General features: G+C 30.6%; 7 protein-coding genes. 6 read left to right on the forward strand and 1 reads right to left on the reverse strand.

Annotation, left to right across the window (positions count from 1 at the left end):
* Positions 1-140: 140 nt before the first annotated feature.
* The 5 genes from opp3b (at position 141) to IDG63_RS12725 (ending at position 5,748) form a co-directional block, all read left to right on the forward strand.
* On the forward strand, positions 141-1,067 hold the full coding sequence (opp3b, locus tag IDG63_RS12705; RefSeq protein ID WP_001641399.1) for an oligopeptide ABC transporter permease: 927 nt from the start codon (positions 141-143) through the stop codon (positions 1,065-1,067).
* Between the two features lie 62 nt (positions 1,068-1,129).
* The gene (gene opp3C / locus IDG63_RS12710) at positions 1,130-2,086 is read left to right on the forward strand and encodes an oligopeptide ABC transporter permease (RefSeq protein WP_025175582.1); all 957 of its coding nucleotides are present in this window, start codon (positions 1,130-1,132) and stop codon (positions 2,084-2,086) included.
* 12 nt (positions 2,087-2,098) lie between these two features.
* Entirely contained in the window at positions 2,099-3,181 is a 1,083-nt protein-coding gene (locus IDG63_RS12715) for an ABC transporter ATP-binding protein (RefSeq protein WP_000251870.1), read from the forward strand.
* Positions 3,168-4,079, forward strand: coding sequence for an ABC transporter ATP-binding protein (locus IDG63_RS12720; RefSeq protein ID WP_274611196.1), 912 nt, complete (start codon positions 3,168-3,170; stop codon positions 4,077-4,079). The genes IDG63_RS12715 and IDG63_RS12720 overlap by 14 nt, the downstream gene beginning before the upstream one ends.
* A gap of 46 nt (positions 4,080-4,125) precedes the next feature.
* Entirely contained in the window at positions 4,126-5,748 is a 1,623-nt protein-coding gene (locus IDG63_RS12725; RefSeq protein WP_001027115.1) for a peptide ABC transporter substrate-binding protein, read from the forward strand.
* A gap of 69 nt (positions 5,749-5,817) precedes the next feature.
* On the opposite strand, the gene trpS is transcribed toward IDG63_RS12725, so the two are convergent.
* Positions 5,818-6,807: a tryptophan--tRNA ligase gene (trpS, locus tag IDG63_RS12730; protein WP_000448934.1), complete on the reverse strand. Its 990-nt coding sequence runs from the start codon at positions 6,805-6,807 to the stop codon at positions 5,818-5,820.
* A gap of 294 nt (positions 6,808-7,101) precedes the next feature.
* On the opposite strand from trpS, the gene spxA reads away from it, so the two are divergent.
* Positions 7,102-7,497, forward strand: a complete 396-nt coding sequence (gene spxA, locus IDG63_RS12735; protein WP_000258003.1) for a transcriptional regulator SpxA — start codon at positions 7,102-7,104, stop codon at positions 7,495-7,497.
* Positions 7,498-7,662: the final 165 nt, after the last annotated feature.

The raw sequence follows: 7,662 nt of genomic DNA on the forward strand, positions 1-7,662 counted from the left end.
TCTTTTTGTGTTGGATAAAAACTTTGGGAATAAAAATAAATCTAATGTCCTGCAATAAAAAAATATTGAAAATAAATAAAATAGATATATAATAGTGGTAATATTCAGAAAATTAAGTTAAATGGAGTGGATAGATTGCAATGATTAAATATATTTTGAAGAGAATTTTTTATATGGCAATTTCATTAGTAATTATTACAACAATAACGTTCTTTCTAATGAAGTTAATGCCAGGTTCACCTTTTAATGATGCTAAATTAAGTCCAGATCAAAAATATATTTTAAATGAGAAATATGGATTAAATGACCCTATACCTATTCAATATTTAAATTACATGAAAAATGTGTTTACAGGAGATTTTGGTTATTCATTTCAGTATCATAACCAACCAGTATGGGACATTATCAAGCCAAGGTTGATTCCTTCTTTGGAAATGGGTATTACAGCAATGATAATAGGGATGCTGATTGGATTAATTTTAGGAGTTGCTTCAGCTGCGAAACAAAATACTTGGATAGATTATTTAGCAACAATTATATCGGTATTAGCAGTATCTGTTCCTTCTTTTGTACTTGCAGTTATTTTACAATTTGTATTTGCAGTTAAATTGAGATGGTTTCCTGTTGCTGGTTGGGAAGGTATTTCAACAATTATACTCCCTTCTTTTGCGTTATCTGCCATTGTTATTGCGACAGTCACTAGATATATACGTGCTGAACTTTTAGAAGTATTAAAAAGTGATTATATACTGTTGGCTAGGGCAAAAGGTGTTTCTAGTAAAAAGATTTTATATACACATGCTTTAAGAAATGCTCTTATTCCGCTTGTGACAGTACTTGTACCAATGATGGCTAGTATATTGACTGGTACTTTAACTATTGAAAATATTTTTGGAGTCCCAGGGTTAGGAGATCAATTTGTACGTTCTATTGCCACAAATGATTTTCCAGTAATAATGGCTACGACTATTTTATTCAGTAGTTTTTTTATAGTGTCAATATTTTTAGTGGATATGTTATACATAATTATTGATCCGAGAATACGCATTCAAGGAGGAAGAAATTAATGCTGATTGATGAAAATAATAAGCAATTGACTTCAACAGATTTTGAATTAAAAAAAGATAACATGAATCAAGAATTTGTAAATGTTAAAAATAAAAGCTTTTGGCAAGATGCTTGGACACAATTAAGAAAAAATAGATTAGCTGTTATAGGTATGATTGGATTAATAATCTTAATTTTATTTGCTTTATTTGGTCCTGCAATTTCTCAACATAATAGTACTGAGCAGCAAGTTACAGATAGAAATTTACCTCCGAAAATACCTTTGTTAGGAAAAGTTGATTATTTACCTTTTAATGATAAAGATGTTAACGGCAAAGATACATACAAAGAGGTGGGGTCTAAAGATTATTACATATTTGGAACCGATCAATTAGGTAGAGATTTGTGGACAAGAACTTGGGAAGGTGCACGCATATCATTATTTATTGGTGTGGTCGCAGCTATTTTAGATGTTTTTATAGGGGTTTTATTTGGTGCTATATCTGGATTTTATGGAGGGAAAATAGATACTGTAATGCAAAGAATTATAGAAGTTATAGCTTCGATTCCTAATTTAATAATAGTAATTTTATTCGTATTAATTTTTGAACCATCAATTTGGACAATTATTTTAGCCATGTCTGTCACTGGATGGATATCAATGAGTAGAGTGGTAAGAGGAGAGTTTCTTAAAATTAAAAATTTAGAATTTGTTCAAGCGTCTAAGACATTAGGAGCTTCAAATAAAAGATTAATATTCAAACACATATTGCCTAATACATTAGGTGCAATAATTGTTACTTCGATGTTTACAGTTCCAAGCGCAATTTTTTTTGAAGCTTTTTTAAGTTTTATTGGAATTGGTGTTCCTGCTCCTCAAACATCGCTAGGTTCATTAGTGAATGATGGTAAATCAATGCTTTTAATTTATCCGCATGAGTTATTCATACCCGCAACAATTTTAAGTCTTTTGATTTTATTTTTCTATTTATTTAGTGATGGATTACGCGATGCGTTTGATCCTAAAATGCGTAAATAAGGGTGTGATTTAATGGTAAGAAAAGTGTTGGAAGTAAAGAATTTAGAAGTTTCTTTCGAAGTAGAAGATGGCATTGTTAATGCTGTAAGAGGAATTGATTATTGCATAAATGAGGGAGAAGTACTAGCAATTGTTGGGGAATCAGGCTCAGGTAAATCAGTTGCTACTAAAGCAATTACTAAACTTTTTCAAGGGGATAATGGAAGAATCACAAATGGGAGTGTGGTGTTTTTCGGAGAAGATTTAGTTAATAAAAATGAAAAAGAATTTACTAAAATACGAGGAAAAGATATAGCTATGATTTTTCAAGATCCAATGACATCACTAAATCCTACAATGCAAGTAGGTAAGCAGATTATGGAACCTTTAATGATACATAAAAGTATGAATAAAAAAGATGCCAAAGTAAAAGCTATAGAGATTTTAGATTTAGTAGGTATAAAGAATGCTGAATTAAGGTTTAAAGATTACCCACATCAGTTTTCTGGCGGACAACGTCAAAGGATTGTAATTGGTATGGCATTAGCTTGTGAACCGAAATTATTAATAGCTGATGAGCCAACCACTGCATTAGATGTAACTATGCAATCGCAAATTATTGAATTGATGAAAAAATTACAAAAGAAAACAAATACTGCAATTATTTTTATAACTCATGATTTAGGAGTCGTTGCAAACATTGCAGATACAGTGTCAGTTATGTATTGTGGTGAAATTGTAGAAACTGGAAAAGTAGAAGAATTATTTTATAATCCAAAACATCCATATACATGGGGGCTTCTTGCATCAATGCCGACATTAGAGTCTAATTCAAAGTCAAAACTGATTGCTATTCCAGGAGCGCCTCCTAATTTGTTGAAGCCACCAACTGGTGATGCGTTTGCAAGAAGAAGTGCGTATGCGTTAAATATTGATTTTAAATATGAAGCGCCATGGTTTCAATTATCACCTACACATTTCGTGAAATCTTGGTTACTTGATAGCAGGGCTCCAAAAGTAATTCCACCAGAAGTAATTAAGGAGAAAATTAAAAACCTTCCTTATAATTTTGAGAGACCGTTAAAAGTGGAGGGAGTATCATTTGATGAAAAATAATGTACTTGTTGAAATTAAAAATTTAACCAAAATTTTTAATAAAAATAAAAGCAATGAAATAAAAGTAATTGATGATGTAAGTATAAAAATAAATAAAGGTGAGGCGCTTGGGATAGTAGGAGAATCTGGGTGTGGTAAATCTACATTTGGAAAGTCCATTATTAGATTATTAGATGTACCAGAAGAAACTATATTCTTTAAAGGGAAAGATATTAAAAAAATAACATCTAGAAGAGATAGCCTTAAATTAAATAAACAGATTCAAATGATTTTTCAAGATCCTTATGCTTCCTTAAATCCAAGGCTAAAAGTAAGGGATATAGTAGGTGAGGGGATAGACATACATAAATTAGCGAAAAATAGAGATGAAAGAAATGAAAAAGTGTATAAATTATTAGAATTAGTGGGTTTAAATAAAGAGCATGCAAATCGGTATCCACATGAGTTTTCTGGCGGACAAAGACAAAGAATTGGAATTGCAAGAGCATTATCTGTGGAACCAGAATTGATTATAGCAGATGAACCTATATCAGCATTGGATGTTTCGATACAAGCACAAATAATAAACATCATAAAAAAATTGCAAAAAGAAAGAGAGACAACACTTTTATTTATTGCTCATGATTTATCTATGGTTAAGTATGTTTCAGATAGAATAGCAGTTATGCATAAAGGGAAAATAGTTGAAATTGCTAGTGCAGAAAGGCTTTATCAAAATCCATTACATAATTATACAAAATCACTAATATCTTCAATACCCCAACCAGATCCAATATATGAAAAAGAAAGAGTTAGAGAAATTTACAATGATAAATTTGATAATGATTCTGAGTGCAAATTACGAAAAATAGAAAATGATCATTATGTACTCACAAGTCTAAATGTTGCAGAAATGTAAAGACAACGGAAATTCTAATACTTTTAGAAAGAGGGAACACAATATTATGAATATTTCTAAAGTAAAATACTTATTATTAAGTTTTATTTTTGTATTGATATTGTCTGGTTGTAGCAAAGAAGGTATATACTCTGATAAAGGACAAGTTTTTAGGAAAGTAATACCACAAGATATGAGCACCTTAGATACAGCTTTAATAACAGATGCAGTTTCAGGTGATATATCAAATCAAGTATTCGAAGGGCTTTTTACACTTGATGAAAACGATAAAGCAAAATTAGCGTTAGCCAAAGAACTGCCTAAAAAAAGTAATGGTGGTAAAACTTTAACTTTTAAATTAAGAAATGACGCTAAATGGTCTAACGGAGACCCAGTGACAGCAAATGATTTTGTATATGCATGGAGAAAATTAGTTGATCCAAAAACAGGTTCTGAATATGCTTACATAATGTCTGATATTGAAAATGCAGATAGTATAAACGCTGGTAAGTTACCAGTTGAAAAGTTAGGTATTAAAGCATTAAGTAAATATGAACTTGAAATAAAGTTGAAAAGACCTATACCATACATAAATGAATTGTTGGCTTTAAGTAATTTTTATCCACAAAATGAAAAAGTTGCGAAAAAGTTTGGAGAAAAGTATGGTTTGAAACCTCAAAATGCAGTTTATAATGGGCCGTTTAAGGTAGATACTTGGAGAGCAGAAGATAAGATACTTTTGTCTAAGAATAATTTCTATTGGGATAAAAAGAACGTAAAATTAGATAAAGTTAATTATAAAATATTGAAAGATAAACAAGCTGGTGCTTCATTATTTGAAACAGGATCTGTTGATGATACATTAATTTTAGCCGATCAAGTAAAAAAATATGAGAATTCAAAGGCTTTACAAAAACGCTTAACTTCAGGTAATTTTTTCATTAAATTCAATCAAAAAAAGGTTAAAGAATTTAAAAATAGAAATTTACGCATTGCAATTGCATTAGCAATTGATAAAAAAGGATATGTTGAAGCAGTTAAGAATGATGGTTCTACATTTAGTGACACATTCACAGCTAAAGGCGTGGCAAAACTTAGCAATGGTGATGATTATGCTTCAAGTGTAAATTCACCATTAAAGTATGATAAGAAAAAAGCGTTGGAATATTGGGAAAAAGCAAAGAAAGAGTTGAATATAAAAAAATTCACATTTTCAATGAATACTGAAGATACACCAGATTCAAAAATATCAGCAGAATATATAAAGGCCCAAATAGAAAAAAATTTACCTGGTGTAAAAATGAAAATTAGACAACTACCTTTCAAACAGAGATTGAGTGAAGAATTTAAAATGACATATGAATCTTCATTAACTGGATGGGCTGCTGATTATCCTGATCCAACAACCTATTTGTCAACAATGACAAAAGATAATCCTCAAAATAATACTGACTGGGGAAATAAAAAATATGATGATTATTTAGGAGAAATAAATGGAAAGTTATTAGGGGACGTTAGCGAAAGAGATAGTAAAATGAAAGAAGATGAAGAGTTATTGTTAAAAGAGGCACCTCTAGCTCCAATTTATCAAAAGGGAGAAGCTCATTTAACCAATCCCAAAGTAAAAGGACTTCAATATCATGTGGTTGGGCCTGATACAACATTAAAATATGTATATATAGAAAAATGATAAAGAAGTAGATATTAAAAATTAATATGAAATTAAAGAGGCACTAGTTAATTCTAGTACCTCTTTATTTTATCTCTTACGTCCTAAACCCATCGCTTTTTCCATTTTTTTGACAGTTTTAAATGAAACTTTGTGTGCTTTATCTCTACCTTGATCTAAAATATCATCAAGTTTATCTGAGTTATAGAAACTTTCGTATTTTTCTTGGAATTCTACTAAAAATGCTTTAACTATTTCAGCAAGGTCACCTTTAAATTTACCATAACCTTCCCCTTCATATTTTGCCTCAATATCTTTAATTGGCATGTCGGTTAATCCAGCGTATATTGAAATTAAATTTGTTATACCTGGCTTGTTGTCACGATCAAATTTAATAATACCATCTGAATCAGTTACTGCGCTTTTAATTTTTTTAGCTGCAACATTCGGCTCGTCCAATAATGAAATGAAGTTTTTAGCATTATCATCACTCTTACTCATTTTTCTTGTTGGGTCTTGTAAACTCATGACACGTCCACCAACTTTAGGCATACGAATTTCAGGTTTCACAAGCACATCATTATAGCGACTATTAAATCTATCTACAAGGTTACGAGTCAATTCGATATGCTGCTTTTGGTCATCTCCAACTGGAACGATATTAGTATTGTAAAGAACAATATCAGCTGCCATTAAAGGTGGATATGTTAATAGACCAGCTGGTATACCTTCAACTGCTTTCTGAGCTTTATCTTTGTATTGCGTCATACGCTCTAATTCTCCAACAGAAGCAATCGTAGTTAACATCCATCCTGCTTGTACGTGTGCAGGGACTTCAGATTGTATGAACAATGTTGCTTTGTCTGGATCTATACCAGAAGCTAAATAAATCGCTGCTAATTGTCTGGTCTGTTTACGTAATTTTAAACGATCTTGTGGCATTGTAATTGCATGTTGATCTACGATACAGAAATAACAATCATAGTCATTTTGCACATCAACAAATTGTTTTAGTGCGCCAATATAATTTCCAATAGTAGGAATTCCACTAGGTTGGATGCCTGAAAATAATGTCTCCATTTAAATGCCTACTTTCTTAGTAATATTTTAATAATTATCATTATAACAGTATTTCTTAAAAATGTAAGATGTGTTAGAATATACGTATAACTTACTACTAACAAAGGGATTAATAATCTTTTTTATAAGTGTAGAAACTTATCTGAAAAATTAGGTTTTTCTCATTTAATTTTAATGTTAGATAGTTATAATAAATAGTAACGATTAAGAATTTTAGAAAAAAATGTTTTTTCTTGATCTATAACTAAATTTTAAGCAATGAATTTTATTCATTCAAATAGGAGAGTGAGATGTATGGTAACATTATTTACTTCACCAAGTTGCACATCTTGCCGTAAAGCGAAAGCATGGTTACAAGAACATGACATTCCGTATACGGAGCGTAATATTTTTTCTGAACATTTAACAATTGATGAAATTAAGCAAATATTAAAAATGACTGAAGACGGTACTGATGAAATCATTTCTACACGTTCTAAAACATACCAAAAATTAAATGTTGATATTGATTCACTACCATTACAAGACTTATATTCAATCATTCAAGATAATCCTGGCTTATTACGTCGTCCAATTATTTTAGATAATAAACGACTACAAGTTGGTTATAATGAGGACGAGATTCGACGTTTCTTACCTAGAAAAGTTCGTACGTTCCAATTACAAGAAGCACAACGTATGGTTGACTAATAACCATTTAACTATGTGTCATACTTTACTAAAAGATATGTCAGGGCTTGGGACATTAAGTTCTTAGGCAATGTAAAAAAGCTGATTTCTATTAATTATTTGATAGAAATCAGCTTTTTTGATATGTATTTTATAATGTACAGCTCGTTGAGCTGCTATTTTCCT

Source organism: Staphylococcus sp. EG-SA-14, assembly GCF_017151935.1.
Lineage (GTDB): Bacteria > Bacillota > Bacilli > Staphylococcales > Staphylococcaceae > Staphylococcus > Staphylococcus aureus.